Raw genomic sequence first — 15,702 nt, forward strand, 5'->3', positions numbered from 1 at the left:
AATACGAATAATCGAATCAGTCAGGGTGGTGGCCAACAGTTATCGAGTCCGTTAGTTGTTCCTACTCCAGCGCCAGACCTCGGTGCAATTATTCTATATGTCCAGACCGTCGGCGATGATCGTACGATTCGCGGTCAGAAAATCAATCGCGATGGTGAGCGGTTATGGGGTGATTTCGGCAATAGCATTTCGACTGTTCTAACAAACGTCGACAATTTATCCGGTGTGCCCGATGGCAACGGAGGTGCGGCGTTTGTTTATACTGCGGTCGATATTACGAATCCGTTCTTTTATAATGTTGTGCGGTTCCAACATGTTAATGCAAATGGCGACACCTTGTTGCCCGGTGAAGGAGTAGTTGTTGATTCTGCCAATGGTGAGCAGTCGTTTTCCTCAATGACAAAATCCGGTAATAATTATTATGTTGCTTTCATCGAGTTGTATGATGAAATCAATCTATACTATGCAGTCCGAGTTGCGAAAATTAATTTGGATGGTTCTCAGGTGTGGCTCCGAACAATTGCAGAAGGGGCTGTTAACAACTCTACTGGCAATCGTCAGCATGTCCAGTTGATCCCAGCCAGTAATGGTGGAGTGGTTGCCTATTGGCAGGAGTACCGCTCTGATTCCAATAATGGCGGACAAATCTACGCCCAAAAAGTAAATAGTGACGGCACTATCGGATGGACAACCGGTGGTATCCGTCTCGGTGCAAGTGCCGAGGATCAAGCGACTGCGACGGCAACGATTACTCGTTCTGGCAACTCATATTGGTTTGCCTGGAAAGATGTTCGGAATGCCGGAGTGGCTCAAATTTATGCTCAGCATATCAACGATGCAGGACAACGGCAACTAGCGACTTCAGGATTACATGTTAACGATATGGGAACCAATGTCCAGCAGGACCCGTCGGTAGCGATGGATAACTCCAATGGGGTATATCTCGCTTGGTCGCAATATGTTCAAGCGATAACCGACACAATTGCCGATGCGGAGATTAAAGGGGTTCATTTATCCGGTACCGGAGCTGTTCTCTATCCAAACATTTGGTCTTCGCCAACACCGCAGAATTCTGGCTGGTGGGTGCGTTTTACTTATAAGCAGTTAACCCCTGATATCGCGCCGACCGTCTTAAACGCTGCGGTTGGAAACTGGCAGGATTTCCGTTCGACTGGAAAAGAAGAACTGATTAACTTGTATGGTCAGCGAGTCAGCGATCCTTCAACCGAAATTCGCGAGATAACCAACTCAATTGTTCCGAGCGATTACGTGCTCGAACAGAATTGGCCGAATCCGTTCAATTCCACCACGACATTCAAGTTCTCACTTCCGAACCAAGAGAATGTCAAAGTAATCGTCTACGACGTCACCGGTCGTGAAGTCGCACGATTATTAGACGCGAAGGTACAAGCCGGAACCTATCAAGTAAAATGGTTTGGCAAGAACGACGCCGGGTTAAAGGTTGCCAGTGGTATCTATTTCTATCGTCTCGAGACGAAGAAAGCAACCCTGACACGCAAATTGGCGCTCGTCAACTAAACTACAACATCAGTTCCATATAGAATGCCGGACTTCGTTAGTCCGGCATTTTTCTTATGCGCTGATAGCGGTTTAATGAATAAACTTACACTTCCTTTTCTATCATGTACTGGTGCATTGCGGCAGATGCTTTTCGTGCCGCGCCCATTGCCAAAATCACCGTTGCCGCGCCAATCACCACATCGCCGCCAGCATAGACACCGGGAATCGAGGTCGCACCATCGTCGGTTGCTATGATGTTACCCCACTTATTTGTATTCAAGCCCGGCGTTGTTTGTGGAATTAAGGGATTGGAACCATTGCCAATGGAAACGACGACGCAGTCAAACTCGGACTCATACTCGGAACCTTCAATGACAACCGGTCGCCGTCGTCCGCTGGCATCCGGTTCCCCCAGTTCCATTTTTACCATCTTCATACCGCGAACCCAACCCTGATCATCGCCGAGCAATTCAATCGGATTCGTCAAGAACCGGAACTCGATACCCTCTTCCTCAGCATGATGGATTTCCTCGATTCGAGCCGGCATTTCATTGCGGCTGCGACGATACACGACACTGACTTTTTCTGCGCCTAACCGAATCGCAGTGCGAGCCGCATCCATAGCGACGTTGCCGCCGCCTAAAACTGCGACGCGCTTCGCCTTCATTATCGGAGTATCGGAATTCGGAAAATCGAAGGCGCGCATCAAATTTGAGCGGGTTAAGAACTCATTTGCCGAATACACCCCATTGAAATTTTCACCGGGAATATTCATGAAGTAGGGAAGGCCGGCGCCGGTTCCGAGGAATACCGAATCGAATTTCTCTTCTTCGAGTAGTTCGTACACTGTTAACGTTCGACCAATAACACTGTTGAAGACAAACTTTACCCCTAACTGCTCGAGGTAATTTACTTCCGATTGTACGATGGATTTCGGCAACCGGAATTCCGGAATTCCGTATATCAAAACTCCACCCGCTTTGTGCAACGCTTCAAAGACGGTGACATCATGTCCTAACAGCGCTAAGTCACCAGCGACAGTTAGACCAGCCGGGCCACTACCGACAACGGCAATTCGCTTTCCGGTTGCAGGCGCGCGTTCCGGTATCGTCACTAACTCGTTAATTCGCTCAAAATCAGCGGCAAACCGTTCTAACCGACCAATAGCGACTGGTTCCTGTTTGATACCGACTACACAAACTTTTTCGCACTGCTCTTCCTGCGGACACACCCTGCCGCAGATTGCCGGCAACGCATTCATCTCTTTGATCTTGCGTGCGGAAGCAGCGAACTCACCCTGTGTAATCATTTTCAAAAATGCGGGAATATCGATGCCAACTGGACACCCTGCGACGCATTTAGGATTCTTGCATTGGATGCAGCGCGACGCTTCCGCTATTGCTAGTTCAGCGGTGTATCCAAAAGGTACTTCGAGAAAATTGCGGGCGCGGACGAGTGGTTCCTGTTCCGGCATTGCTTGGCGTGGTATTTTTTCCTTGGCGGCCATTCCAACTCCTGTACATTCCATGCCGGGCGCAGCGCGCACAGCAATTCCCATAACAATCTTACGCGTGCTGCTGATGATGTGAACGATACATCGTGAGCGACTCTTGCTCTTGTGGTAAGTACTGACGCTGGCGCAGCATCAACTCCTTGAAGTCGACTTCATGACCATTGAACTCTGGCCCATCGACACAGACAAAGCGGGTGCGACCACCAACCGTTACCCGGCACGCTCCACACATCCCCGTTCCATCGACCATAATCGGATTCAACGAGACTAAGGTCGGAGTATTCGTTTCCAGTGTAACTTTGCAACAGGCATTCATCATCGGTACCGGTCCGATTGCAACGACTTCTTTCACATCGTTTTCCGCAATCAGAACTCTGAGTACATCGGTAACGAAACCGTGAGTACCATAGCTGCCATCATCGGTTGTGATATAGAGCTTATCGCAGATTTTTGCCATCTCCGCTTCCATAATCAGCAGCTCTTTTGTTCGAGCACCGATGATTCCGAGTACGGTATTGCCGATCTGCTTCATCGCTTGTGCAATCGGATGTACCGGGGCGACACCAATGCCGCCGCCGACAACGACGACTGTTCCTTTTTGCTCGATGTGAGTCGGTTTCCCTAACGGGCCGCAGAGGTCTGCCAATTCCTGACCGGGATACATTTCCCCTAATTCAAAGGTGGATTTTCCCACTTCTTGAAAGATGAGAGTTAACGTACCGGCAACCGCGTCTGCATCGGCAATCGTTAATGGAATCCGTTCACCAGCATCGGTTGTCCGGAGGATGATGAATTGTCCGGCGCGGCGTTTCTTTGCAATTAGTGGAGCGGACACCACCAGTTTTTTGACTCGGTCAGCTAACACTTCGCGGGCTAATATGGGATAACCCATGTCTCCCCCTTTCCATGGATATGGGGTATTCTGTACGTAAACAAAGTGGGATTGGGCAGAGCAATTTCTCCGCCCAAGCTGTTGTAAACGGCGCCATCAATCGATGTCGCGCAAACCCCCACTAACGAAACTACTGTTTTAATCCGCTAACCAATTTCTCGGTGTCACGTGCGATAACCAACTCTTCATTGGTTGGTATTACTAATACTTTTACCGGCGAATTCTCAGCACTTACGACTCGCTCAACGTTCGGTAGATTTTCATTCGCATCGTGATTGAGAATAACACCCATCCGCTCCATCTTTTGAAGCGAGCGCTTTCTCACCTCGGTCGCGTTTTCGCCGATTCCGCCCGTGAAGACGATGGCATCCAATCCCCCCATTGCCGCCCAATAGGAACCGATGTACTTACGAACCCGGTAGCAAAAGACGTTCAATGCCAAGGCTGCTCGCTCGTTGCCGTTTTTCACTTCCGTCATAATGTCGCGCATATCCGATGAAGTACCAGACAACCCAATTAAACCGCTATGCTTGTTCATTAATGCGTTTGCTTCGGCACGGGAAAGGTCTTCTTTTTCCATGATGTGCAACAACGCCGCCGGATCGATATCACCGCAACGAGCGCCCATAACCAATCCTTCTACCGGCGTAAAGCCCATTGACGTATCGACGGAACTGCCCTCATCGACTGCAGCCATCGAGCAGCCGTTACCAAGGTGAATCGTTATCATCTTCAATTCGTTCATAGGCTTGCCAAGCATCTCTGCGGCTCGATTAGCGACATAGAAATGGCTGGTACCATGGAAACCGTAGCGGCGAATGAAGTATCGTTTGTACAACACATAAGGCAACGCATACATGTATGCGTAATCAGGTATCGTATGATGGAAGGCGGTATCGAACACCCCAACCTGAGGAATCGTCGGCATTAACTGCTGACACGCCTTGATACCTTTGATATTCGCGGGATTATGAAGTGGAGCCAACTCGATGCATTCGTGCAGTTGATCCATCACTTCTTTGTTGATAATAACTGAACCGGTGAATTTCTCGCCGCCATGTACGACCCGGTGTCCCATGGCATCGATCTCGTTGCGATCTTTTAGTACGCCGTGATTGGGCGAAAGCAGAATAGCGAGAATGTATTCGATGGCGGTTTGATGGTCAATGATTTCGGCTACGATTTTTACTTTATCGCCGTCATGACGAGAATGGTTTAAAATTGCATCGCGCATGCCAATTCGTTCGATCAGACCTTTCGCTAACGGTTGCTCGCCACTGGTGGTCTCGAACAGTTGATACTTGATCGAAGAACTGCCGCAATTGAGTACGAGGATTTTCATGGTTGGCTCCTGAAATGCCGAGGTTAATTTGTGGACGTTACGAAGAAGACAAAATACGAATTTTCCGGCGGAAATTCTACCGGCGTTTGAATATCCTTATGCTATCAAACAAATGTCGAGAAATGACCAACCATTGCCATTTTACGGGAATCAACTGCGATAGCGGCAGGAGTACCGTCCCAAATGATTTCCCCCTTCGATAGTCCGATCCAACGGGTACAGATTTTCCGCAACAAAGCTGTGTCATGGCTGGCAACGACAAATCCGCCCGGGTGATGTAGTAGTACTTGTGCGATCGAATGACAGCCTGGAGCGTCCAACCCGGCAGTCGGTTCATCCCACAACAACAGCGTTTCGGCAGAGTGTTGGGTAGCCGCCAACGCTACTCGACGAGCTTCGCCACCCGAGAGAGAGAAGGGATCACGATACAGCAATTCATTGGTAGCTATACCGTACTTAGCCAACCGATCGCGGGTAACTTGTTCATTTTCGGGAAATCCCGGTCCACCGATTTCCGTGATGACCATATCCGTTAGAAATGCCTGCTCCGGACTTTGAAGAGCAAGCGATGTCATAAACCCCTCACTACGAGTAACTGTTCCTTCCGAGAGGTCGACGATATGCCCTAACACCGCCAACAAGGTTGTTTTCCCTGCTCCAGTGTCGCCCAACAGCCCAATGCGTTCTCCGGTGTGGATCTGTAACTCGGAGATGCGTAACCGATGAGTGATCTCACCATGAACCACAGCGTTTTGCAGTTGAATCGATCCGGTCATTTATCAACCTCATCGACTACAAACTGCCATTGGCGGAGTGATTCGGTCATCGTCTGCAATACTTCTCCGTTACCATCGAAAACGATTTTCCCCTCGTGTAATGCAATAATGCGGGGAAAACTAAGCGCTTCGGAAAGCGATGGCGTTACCCATACGATGGCATAGGAATCGTTGAATAACTCGTCTTGCAATTGTTTCCGGCGCACTGGTGGGAGATACATCGCTGGTTCATCACATAGTAACAATCGGGGTGAAACGATACGTACCGCTTCCGCGACAACCTGTTGTAGTTCACCGCCGGATAATTGAGTGAGTTCACGGTTTGCGGGTATTTGCAAACGGGCAAGTGAATGCTCGATTGCCAATTCACTGGTTGTTTCATCACGGTTCAGCAATCGCTGTCCGAACGCAAGCTCATCACGAACAGTAACTCCGAGGGTCTGAAACGATGGATTTTGCAGAAGTAATTGCACTTCACCCGGCTGCGGGGTTGGTTCCCAAATGATACTTCCAGAGGTCGGTTGCAGTACGCCTGCCAATAGGTGCAGCAAAGTCGTTTTCCCGCTGCCATTAGCACCAAGTAAGGCAAGCTTTTCGTGTTGAGTAAGTTGGAGGGAGATGTCTTTGAGGAGAAATCGACCGTTGGGGAGCATGTAGCTAACTGCTTGCAGCGTCACCATCGGCACAACTCGCCAACCCACTCGGTGACTCGTTTCGTCGCGCCGGCTTCTTCTTCGATGAGTTCGAGACAGATGCCGCCGTAATGTCTTCGGACATCCTCGTCGAGCAGCCAAGTCCGGAGCGTCTGTTCCCAATCGCTTTGCTCATTGAGCACAACGCCGCCGCCGCGCTCGGCGAACAATCGCGCTTCCCGCGACATCGAAATATTCGGTCCATACAACAGGGGAATACCGAACACAGCCGGTTCGAGTACGCTATGAACACCCACGCCGAACCCTCCGCCGACACTGGCAATCGAAGCGCCACGGTACAACGTGGAAAGTACTCCTTGGACATTCACAAGCAACGAATCAGCGTTGGATAATTGCGACAAACTGGTTGAATATCGAACTGGTGAAAACCCTGCTGCAATCATACGCTGTTCCGCATCGGCGCAATGTTCTTCATCGCTTTCGTGCGGAACTACCACCAACCTGAAATCGATCCCCTCTTGCCGAAACCGCTGTAAAACCGGGAGCAATAACTCTTCATCGGGACGCCAACTACTTCCCATCACGATTACCGGTTTTGCCTTCATCCAAGCGATTAATGCCGGGTCACGTGAGTCTGGTTTTTTCGCAGCCGTTCGCACCCGGTCGTAGCGAGTATCGCCGGTAATGCGAATTTCGGTGCGTTGCTGTATCAATGCGGAAAACCGTTCACCATCCTCTTGGGAGATAGCACCAATACCGGATAACGAACCTAATAGTGAGCGTTGAAACGACCGGACAATTCGCCAATTCCGTTTAGAATCGGTGCGGAAGTTTGCGCTTTGGAGAATGGTGGGAATACCTCGTTCGCGGGCTTGCCACACCAGCTCCGGCCAAATGTCATGTTTCGTAATTACGATTGCTGATGGCTGGGCGGCATCGAGAAATGCCCGAACAAACCGCGGAGTATCGAGCGGCGCCCAGTACCATGGATAATCGAGTCTTCCGGTATTGGTGCGGCGTTGATAGAGCGAAGGGGAGCTAATCGTAAGAATGGGATTATGGCGCTTTTGCAGCACCTGCTCGATAACAGGTCGCGCCGCTTCAAATTCACCGACTGATGCGCAATGAAAAATGATTCCGTGTTTCGGAATGTGTTCCCACCGTTCGCGGCTTCTACCTAAGACAGCACTTTCAAATTTCGCGTCAAACGGAGCGACAATGCGCGCCAAGTAGTAAGCGAAGGGGCTGCCCAATCGCCAGAGTGTTCGCCAAAGGGGATGTGGTTTGTGTCCAAACATGGTGTTTATAAAAATAGTTGTAATCGTCGCCAAACGTTATCGACAGATACATCGCGCATACAGCGATGATGTCCCAACGGACACTCCGGTGTTCCGTGGGCAGAGCATGGCCGACAATCGAGTGATTGTTCAACCACCTCTAACTTGGAACGGAACGGAGCAAATCCGAATTGTTGAATCGTGGGACCAAACAGAGCGATGCCCGGCCGATGTGTTCCCGCAGCGATATGCATCACCGCCGAGTCGTTTGTTACTACCGCTTTACAAACCGAAACTGCCGCGATCAACTTCTTGATTGAATAAAACGGATACGTAACGGCATGCCGTGTCTGCCAACCGGGTAACTCCGAATCCAGTAACGATAACCAATTCGCTTCTTCCGGACCGATAATCCAGAGAATCGATACCCCGGATTCCTGGAGTCGTTTTGCTAATGCGATGTAATATTCGCTTGGCCAACGTTTCGTAAAGTGCTTCGCTCCCGGCGCTATGCCGACCCATGTTCCATAACCGGGTAATACTTGCAGCGAGCGTAACTCAGACTCATCGACTGGCAGTTGCAGACCAAGCCCGTCATCGGCAACACCCCAAAGCTTCGCTGCCGATAAATAACGCAACGGCACCGGCTCTTCTGCTTGCAGCCATTCGCCGCGCAAATGAATTTGCAGAAACCTTCGTAATCGTGGTGGAGCCGCTTCCGTTTGATGCGATGTTCTAAACTTCTTTGTAAACCGTCGCGACCGCGGAGACGCTTGCAAATCGAGAGTGTACTCGATCGCATACTCGGTTTGCAACTTTTTGAGAATGGATTCGTCGTTGCCATCCCACACAATCACATCATCAACAACGAAACTCTGTTCCCAAATATCGCGATTGAGTTGCTTCGTCAACCAGAGAATCCGATGTGACGGAAACCGCTTTCGTAATCCGCGTAGCACCGGCCCGAGTAACAAACAATCTCCCAATGAGGAGAATCTTATTACCAGAATCGCATTTGGTTTACTCATCGCCATGTTTGATTCATTTAGGGAAGAGTGATTCGTCGCTCAATACTCACGGTTGACTGCGAATCGGGCAAACTTTGCCAACCTTTCGCGGGCTGCATTTGCAGGGAACTTCTCTAATTGTTCAATCGCCCGGTCAGCATAACGGTTGGCGATTTGTTGTGCCTCTTCCGCACCTTGGTACTGTTTTACAAACGACAGAATCTCTTTTGCGTCGCGCCGTTTGACGCCGGATTTTATTCGACTCAACACCTGTCGCTTTTCCGTTTCGCCGGCTTTCTTGAAGGCGCATAGCAATGGCAGTGTAATCTTTGAGTCGCGAATATCGCCGCCTACCGGTTTCCCTAACAAGCCGCTGCGACCGGTGTAATCGAGAATATCATCGCGTATCTGAAAAGCGATACCCAAGTCTTCCCCGAATGCCTTCCACTCCTCAAGCGATGTATCCGCCGGCGCGGTGGTCAGCACACCTAACCGAATCGCTCCAGAAACAAGCGCTGCGGTTTTGTCGCTGATCATTTCGAGGTATTCGTCTTCGTTACTCTCGAGATCGCGACCCAATGCGGCTTCCTGTAATTCACCTTTCGCCATCCGCTTCGAGATTTCCGCCAAGACGTCTAACGCTTCAAACCGCTTTAACTCGACGGTACACGATAGCGAGCGCGCCAACAAAAAATCTCCGAACAATACGGAGATTTTATTATTCCAAACCGCTTTTAACGAAGCAAATCCACGGCGGGTATCGGAGTCGTCGACTACGTCGTCATGAATCAAGGTGGCGGTATGGAGGAGCTCCATTACAAGCGCCGATGTAATCGTCGCCGGATTCGTCTCTCCATAAACTTTAGCGGCAAGAAACGTTAGTAACGGTCGTAGCCCTTTGCCCCGCTGATCGGTGATGTAGCCGATCATCTTGTCGATTAACGCAACTTTACTCGTGAGCGATTCACGCCAAGCAATATCGAATGCCGCAAACTCCGGTAGGCATTCCGACCGGAACTTTTCTAACTCGGCTTTGGTCGGATTAAACAGCACTAATCTTCCTCACGAATCCCACTGCGAACTTTCTTCATCGTCCGGTCTAATTCCCGTGCTTCCTCGCGAGCTGCAATGGTGGCACGCTTATCGTATTGTTTCTTTCCAGTGGCGAGCCCCAATTCGACTTTGATCTTTCCGCGTTTCAAATACACAGTAAGCGGAACAACCGTCGCCCCTTTTTCTTCGACCTGCCGCTGGATCTTTTTTAATTCTGCTTGATGCAACAACAGCTTGCGCGGCCGCACCGGGGGATGATTCGCATAAGCGCCATTTTCATAAGGTGAAATGTGTACGCCCACCAACCAAAGCTCACCTTTCATGAAGCGAGCGAAACTATCGCGCAACTGAATACGTGAGTTCCGGCAGCTCTTCACTTCGGAGCCGGTCAATACAACGCCGGCTTCCCACCGGGCTCCAATCGTGAAGTCGTGGTAAACCTTCTTGTTTTTCGCCAAAATGTGATTTTCTTCGTCCATAGCTAAGTAAAATACGCACCAGACCTGAACATCGCAACCGTTTCTAATCTATACGATGTGTCAATCGTTGCGAGTACGGATGAACCTTTTGTTCACCCAACAAAACATACTTTCGAGTTCGGGTGAACCTTGTGTTCACCCAGCAGTATCTACTCTTTTACGCTTCCTAACGTTAATCCCGAAATTAACCACTTCGACAGCATCAGAAACAATACCATCACAGGAATCGAGATCAAGGTCGACGCTGCTGCGAAAATTGCCCACTCAGTGCCCATACTTGCTTGGAACATTTTTAATCCGAGTGGCAATGTATATTTATTCACATCGATGAGAATCTGTGCCGCGACGACATACTCTGACCATGCGGACATGAAACTGAAGAGTGCGGTTATCACCAGTGCTGGTGCAGCCAATGGCAAAATCACCATCCGCCACGCTTGGAAGGGAGTCGCCCCGTCAATAAGTGCGGCTTCCTCCAGTGAATGCGGGATCGTATCGTAGAAGCCTTTCATCTGCCAAATACAAAATGGCAGCGCGGTAGCGGTATACACAATCATCAATCCAAAAAAGGAGTTGACCAGCCGCAGTTGTGCAAGCAAAAGGAATGTGGGGAGGAGGAGCATCGTAGGTGGAAACATTTGCGTCACCAACAACGATAGCATAATCGGTTGTTTCGCAAAGAACTTAAACCGGGAGAACGCGTATCCCGCCATCGAAGCCAGTGTTACTCCCAATATTGTTACAGCACCGGTTACCAGTAACGAATTGCCCAACCAGCGGAGAAATGGTCGTTCAAACAATAGTGTTTTGTAAGCCTTCAGGGTTGCGCCATCAGGTATCAAAGCCAGCGATGTGGAAAGCAACCGGTCGTTTGGTCGCAACGATATCGAAATCATCCGTAAAATCGGATAAATCGCAATGAAAATGAAAACGATTAGAACGGCGTAGGTGAATACTTGAAACACGAGAGAATCTTTACGCTGGTTCATCGCACACCCTCCGCTGCCTTAGTTCGCCAGAGGAACCACCAACTAAACGCCGCTAACAACCCAAAGATGACCATCGAAAGTGCCGCGGCGAAACCGTACCGGTAGAATTGGAATGCCGCTTTGTAAACGAAGCTAACCAGAATATGCGATTGATCGGATGGTTCACCGCCGTTGGTAACCAGCCAAATGATATTGAGGTTATTGAAAGTCCAAACCACACCGAGTGTGATTGCCGGCAGCATGACCGGTTTCAACATCGGGATTGTGATATGCTTAAATCGTTGCCACGAATTAGCACCGTCGATTTCTGCCGCTTCGTACAACTCCTGCGGAATCGATTGTAAACCGCCTAACGCTATCACCATCATAAAGGGAAAGCCTAACCAGATATTCGTCAGAATACAAGCACTGAACGCCATCACCGGATCGCCCAACCAATTCACCGGCGACATCCCCAATAGCTTCGTTACGATGAGATTGAAGTCGCCATATTCATAGTTGAACATCCCTCGCCATACTAAACCCGTGATGACCGGCGGCACTGCCCACGGCAGAATCAAGAGCGTGCGGATTATCGCCCGGCCTTTGAGTTGCCGGTTGAGCAACAACGCTAACGCAACGCCGATTGTTACATGGAAAACTACATTGACAATTGTCCAGATTAGTGTTTTACCGAAGACGCCCCAAATCTCTCCACTGGTGAAAACCTTGATGTATTGCCGGAATCCAATCACACTCCAATCGGTGAAATGTCGCATCGACATATTGGATAACGATATTGTAACATTGAATAGAAACGGATACAGTACCACTAACAATAACACGATTAGCGATGGCAACAGTAAGAACAATAGGAAAGGACGCGAACTCCGCGTAAGCAGATCGTTCATTCCGACATCTCCTGAATTTTACGCTCCGCTTCACTTTGCATTTTCTTTGCCGCTTCACTTGCCGAAATGCTACCGCCTAAAAACGCTTGATAGGAAGGGCGCATCGCATCCCACACCGCCCGCAGTTCCGGTACTACCGGCATCGGTCTTCCCACAGCAGCTTGGGCGAGCGATTCTTGCAACAAACGGTTTTGCAATACTTCGGGATCGCTTCGCACCGTGATGCGAGTCGGTAACACCGATTGTTTTACTGCAAATTCCTTTTGAACTTCATCGGATAAGAGATAATCGAGAAACGCTTTCACATGTGTGCGTTTCGCTTTCGAGACATTCGCATTGACCGAATAGGCAAGCGGTGCAACCATTGGCGCCGGGTCGCGCAACCCGGGAGCGAATTTCGGATACTTCACAATTGCAATATCGATACCAGCTTGCAGATAACCCGACCATGACCACGGCCCGTTCAGAATCATTGCAGCACGTCCCTCTTTGAACAACGCATCGGCGGTATTGTAGTCACAATCACGGGGGATCACTTTATACTGGTCGCGTAACGCAATCACGTATTCCGCCGCTTTTATATTCGCGTCGGTGTTTAACGATGGTTGCATTTTGTCGTCGAACACCCAACCGCCGAATCCAGTGAGGAAGGGAATGTAGAAGTATGGTTCGGTAAAATTCCAGACCATGCCGTACCGGTCGATTTTCCCATCGCCATCGTTATCGACGGTGTTCTTTTTGGCAAGTTCGATGATCTCTTCCCAACTCGTCGGATTGGTTGGGACATATTTCCGATTGACGACTAAACAAACATGATTTCCAACTCGGTCGCCGATTGCCCACAACTTTCCTTCCATTGTAACCAATCCCAGCGAATCGATTTGAGATAGCTCGTTATCCGTCCACCAGTTGTCGAGTGGTTGAATGAGACCCATCGCAACGAACGGACCGATCTGATCGGATGGGCCATTCACAATGTCAGGACCGCCGCCGCCAAAGACTGCAGTTTGAAAACTCGAGCGGAGCTCTTCGGTCTCTTTGTATAAGACTTCGACTTTGATGCCGGGATGTTGCCGCTCATACTTCTTAGCAAACGCTTCGAGAATAACTCGATCCTCGGTACGCATTTGATGCCAAAGGGTCACATGATTGAGGTCACTGCCACTACAGCCAATCAGGACAAGCAGTATTGCCGAAGTAAACAGGAGGAGCAGCAAAAATGCGAGTCGTTTCACTATTTCGATCCTCGCTGCATGGCGCCACCGCCGACATTACCAGTTTCTTGTAACAGTGAGGGAAACTGTTTTTCTTCGACTTTCGCTCCCGCGAGCTTCATATATCGATATACGTTTTGCAGCAATGTGCGGTACGCTTGATCGAACATCGCATCGCCGCCACCCGGCGCATTTTGGTCGGTCCCATACCACCAGAACCAGTCGCTTCCTTCAGCGGCGTACATCGTCATCCAAGCTTGATATTGGTAATACTCCTTAGTGTTTTTCATTGGAATCGGTTTCGACAAATCGGGAGCGGAGATACCACTGGCTACCAAATCGTTGCGAACCTGCTTCAGCAAATTCCAAGCAGCATTTTCTTCGGCTTCGCCAATCCATGTATCGTAGGTTCCGTAGATCCAGCTCCCCGAATGCAGCGTCGTTAAACGGGGAAGCGTTCGCATTTGATGCGGTGTTACTCCCCTCGAGAGATTTCCCGATAGGTATTCACTTGGAGTCACCGTGACGATACGACCCATCTGATACAGCTTCGTCAGTTTTCGGTAAATCGCATGTAGTGTTCGTTTCGCATCGTTGTCGCGTGAGTAATGCTCCCAAGCATTTTCACCGTCGAGAATTACTGAAACGTATGGTACTTCCCCTTGCTTCGCATAACTCAGAACTCCTTGAATAAAGTCTTCCGCAGCCGCTTCCGGATCCATCGATTGATACCGGAAACCCAACCGGTCGGATAAGTCGGTGTCACGAAACACCAGCGCAACATCGCTACCGTTCATACCGGAAACATACATTTGCGGCAAAGGTTGATTTGCCGGAATTGAGCGCGAAAGTACTTGTCGGTCGCTTGCCGTCCAGCGGATTCCATGCTTTGCTAACATTGGTAAGATTTCGGGAGCTACCGATCCTTCACCGGGCCACATTCCAGCGGGATCGCTGCCAAACCAAGAGTGATAAGCATTGGTAGCCAGTAACACTTGCGCGTTGGCGTCATCGGGAGCCGTGAATCGTTCGGGCAATTTATCACCAGGTTGGCATCGCTTAGCGATATCGCTATCGATAAGTAACGGTAGAATTGGATGATAGTATGGAGTGGTGATAATCTCAATTTGTCCGGTTTGCTTGGCAACATCGTATTGCAATTGCCGGTGCATCGGTATCACCGCCTCCATCACCAAAGCCGCGCAAGCGACTAAATGATTACAGTCGTCTTCGGTTAACGGTTTCTTTAATCGATAAACCGGATTGCTGGCATCACCGGTGATAGAGACCAGTTCAGAGAGATTGATTTTCTCTTTGGTTGGTAACACAACTTCGCCGCTTAAAAAATCTGGATCGAATTGGGCAAAATAGAAAAATCCCTTCGCTTGCGTGAAATCGTCGATCGTGAATTGTTCGAGTGGCTTGTCGCGCAATGCTTGGTATTCCGGCCAACGATTCATCATGACATCGGAAACCGAGAAGCAATTCCACCCATTCCCTTTCATCAAGCTTTTCTCGGTTTCACCGAATTGGCTGCTTGGTGTTAATGCCAAATCGATCCACGGGTCGGTTTTTCCCCGCCATTTCGAGAAGAAACGTCTCGTATCGATTCGCTGGATTCGCCGTCCCACGTATGGCATCAGACGTTCGACATAGTAATATTGCAATTGATGCAAGAGCGATGTCGTTAAATTGATTGTTGTGTGAACAGAGGGATACTTCTCCAGCATCGCCGCCATATCGTGATAGTCTTTGGTCGCATGTGTTCGCACCCATGGGCCTTCGAGCCTGTCGAGTTCGGGATTCAAATACAACGGTTGGTGCTGATGCCAAATCATGTTTAGGTAGACAGTCGGACCAGCGCTGTACTCATCGGTTGGATTGGTTATTTCAACACTCTTCTTTTGTTCTTGTACACGCAACTCGATTTGCGAAAGTTCATTGATCGTAAAGCAGGAATTGAATCCGCCGCGTTGGTCGTCGGACTTGGCAGGATTCGTTGGATCGGCAATCCAACTGATGCCATCGACGACAAACTTATACTGATACTTGCCGGGCGCTAATGTCATCACGGCTTCCCAGATACCATTTTTGAG

Annotated in this window: 14 protein-coding genes; 1 reads left to right on the forward strand and 13 read right to left on the reverse strand. The window is 49.6% G+C overall.

Going from position 1 to position 15,702, the window contains the following annotated elements; translation table 11 throughout:
- On the forward strand, nt 1–1,539 hold a 1,539-nt coding region (locus OEM52_08510), incomplete at its 5' end, for a T9SS type A sorting domain-containing protein (GenBank protein MDK9700171.1).
- Between the two features lie 85 nt (nt 1,540–1,624).
- Here OEM52_08510 and gltA read toward each other — a convergent pair.
- From gltA to OEM52_08575, 13 genes are all read right to left on the reverse strand, one after another.
- On the reverse strand, nt 1,625–3,028 hold the full coding sequence (gltA, locus tag OEM52_08515; protein MDK9700172.1) for an NADPH-dependent glutamate synthase: 1,404 nt from the start codon (nt 3,026–3,028) through the stop codon (nt 1,625–1,627).
- Between the two features lie 58 nt (nt 3,029–3,086).
- Nucleotides 3,087–3,926, reverse strand: coding sequence for a sulfide/dihydroorotate dehydrogenase-like FAD/NAD-binding protein (locus tag OEM52_08520; protein MDK9700173.1), 840 nt, complete (start codon nt 3,924–3,926; stop codon nt 3,087–3,089).
- A 130-nt stretch (nt 3,927–4,056) separates the two neighbouring features.
- The gene (locus tag OEM52_08525; protein MDK9700174.1) at nt 4,057–5,268 is read right to left on the reverse strand and encodes an acetate kinase; all 1,212 of its coding nucleotides are present in this window, start codon (nt 5,266–5,268) and stop codon (nt 4,057–4,059) included.
- 104 nt (nt 5,269–5,372) lie between these two features.
- Nucleotides 5,373–6,044 (reverse strand): energy-coupling factor ABC transporter ATP-binding protein, encoded by a 672-nt coding sequence (locus OEM52_08530; protein MDK9700175.1) that lies wholly within the window; start codon nt 6,042–6,044, stop codon nt 5,373–5,375.
- Nucleotides 6,041–6,745: an energy-coupling factor ABC transporter ATP-binding protein gene (locus tag OEM52_08535; GenBank protein ID MDK9700176.1), complete on the reverse strand. Its 705-nt coding sequence runs from the start codon at nt 6,743–6,745 to the stop codon at nt 6,041–6,043. The genes OEM52_08530 and OEM52_08535 overlap by 4 nt, the downstream gene beginning before the upstream one ends.
- Nucleotides 6,718–8,028 carry a hypothetical protein gene (locus OEM52_08540; GenBank protein MDK9700177.1) on the reverse strand — a complete coding sequence of 437 codons (1,311 nt, stop codon included), beginning with the start codon at nt 8,026–8,028 and terminating at the stop codon, nt 6,718–6,720. The genes OEM52_08535 and OEM52_08540 overlap by 28 nt, the downstream gene beginning before the upstream one ends.
- Nucleotides 8,001–9,008, reverse strand: coding sequence for a glycosyltransferase family 9 protein (locus OEM52_08545; protein ID MDK9700178.1), 1,008 nt, complete (start codon nt 9,006–9,008; stop codon nt 8,001–8,003). Before OEM52_08545 ends, OEM52_08540 begins: the two co-directional genes overlap by 28 nt.
- A 33-nt stretch (nt 9,009–9,041) precedes the next feature.
- A complete protein-coding gene (locus tag OEM52_08550) occupies nt 9,042–10,034 on the reverse strand; it encodes a polyprenyl synthetase family protein (protein ID MDK9700179.1) in 993 nt (330 codons plus the stop codon).
- Nucleotides 10,034–10,513: an SsrA-binding protein SmpB gene (smpB, locus tag OEM52_08555; GenBank protein ID MDK9700180.1), complete on the reverse strand. Its 480-nt coding sequence runs from the start codon at nt 10,511–10,513 to the stop codon at nt 10,034–10,036. Before smpB ends, OEM52_08550 begins: the two co-directional genes overlap by 1 nt.
- 149 nt (nt 10,514–10,662) lie before the next feature.
- On the reverse strand, nt 10,663–11,502 hold the full coding sequence (locus OEM52_08560) for an ABC transporter permease subunit (GenBank protein MDK9700181.1): 840 nt from the start codon (nt 11,500–11,502) through the stop codon (nt 10,663–10,665).
- Complete coding sequence (locus tag OEM52_08565) at nt 11,499–12,392, reverse strand: sugar ABC transporter permease (protein ID MDK9700182.1); 894 nt, start codon at nt 12,390–12,392, stop codon at nt 11,499–11,501. The genes OEM52_08560 and OEM52_08565 overlap by 4 nt, the downstream gene beginning before the upstream one ends.
- Complete coding sequence (locus OEM52_08570; GenBank protein MDK9700183.1) at nt 12,389–13,627, reverse strand: extracellular solute-binding protein; 1,239 nt, start codon at nt 13,625–13,627, stop codon at nt 12,389–12,391. Before OEM52_08570 ends, OEM52_08565 begins: the two co-directional genes overlap by 4 nt.
- On the reverse strand, nt 13,627–15,702 hold a 2,076-nt coding region (locus tag OEM52_08575; GenBank protein ID MDK9700184.1), incomplete at its 5' end, for a hypothetical protein. The genes OEM52_08575 and OEM52_08570, both read right to left, overlap by 1 nt.

Source organism: bacterium, from assembly GCA_030247525.1.
Taxonomy (GTDB): Bacteria; Electryoneota; JAOADG01; order JAOADG01; family JAOADG01; genus JAOTSC01.